General features: G+C 56.4%; 1 protein-coding gene. It reads left to right on the top strand.

The window, feature by feature from the left end:
- A partial coding sequence (locus tag ACTHUM_RS15305) for an ATP-binding protein (RefSeq protein WP_440403329.1) occupies positions 1-972 on the top strand: 972 nt, incomplete at both ends.

The raw sequence follows: 972 nt of genomic DNA, 5'->3' as shown, positions 1-972 counted from the left end.
TACCGTCCTCAAAGGCTTGGAGCCGGTCAAAGAACGTCCCGGTATGTACACCCGTACCGACAGCCCGACCCATATCTGTCAGGAAGTGATTGATAACGCGGCGGACGAGGCATTGGGCGGTTTCGCGACTGCAATCGACGTGCAAATTCATGAAGACGGTTCGCTTTCCGTCCGTGATAACGGTCGCGGTATTCCCGTCGGCCTGCACCCTGAAGAAGGCGTACCCGTAGTCGAACTCGTGTTTACCCGTCTGCACGCAGGCGGCAAGTTCAATAAAAAAGACGGCGGCAGCGCGTATGCCTTTTCAGGCGGCCTGCACGGCGTCGGCGTATCTGTTACCAATGCCCTTTCCACCCGCCTTGAAGTAACAGTCAAACGCGAAGGTAAAGTCCACCGCATCGTCTTTTCCGGTGGCGACGTCATCGAGCCTTTGACAGAAGTGGGCAAATGCGCCGTCAAAGACAGCGGTACCGAAGTGCGCGTGTGGCCGGACGGCAAATATTTTGAAAGCCCAAATTACAGCATTCCCGAACTCGAACGCCTGCTGCGCGCCAAAGCCGTATTGCTGCCCGGCGTGCGCGTTTCCCTGACCCGTCCGGTCAAAGGCGAGGATGAAGCGCACACCCAAACTTGGCACTATCCGGACGGCCTGAAAAGCTATCTGACCGACCTGATTGCCGACGCACAAGAAGCCGTACCTATCTTCTCCTGCGAAAACTACATTTCAGACGGCCACAACGGCGATTTCAGCATCGGCGAAGGCGCCGCCTTTGCCCTGACTTGGCTGGAAGAAGGCTCATGCGCCAACGAAAGCTATGTCAACCTGATTCCCACCCCTCTGGGCGGTACTCATGAAGCAGGCTTGAAACAAGCCGTGTTCAACGCCGTAAACAACTTCATCAATCTACACAACCTCTTGCCGCGCGGCGTGAAAGTACAACGCGACGACGTGTTCAGCAAAACCGCCTTCGT

The sequence above is a fragment of the Neisseria sp. P0021.S006 genome (assembly GCF_051956895.1).
This window is presented reverse-complemented; position numbering and strand designations above follow the sequence as displayed.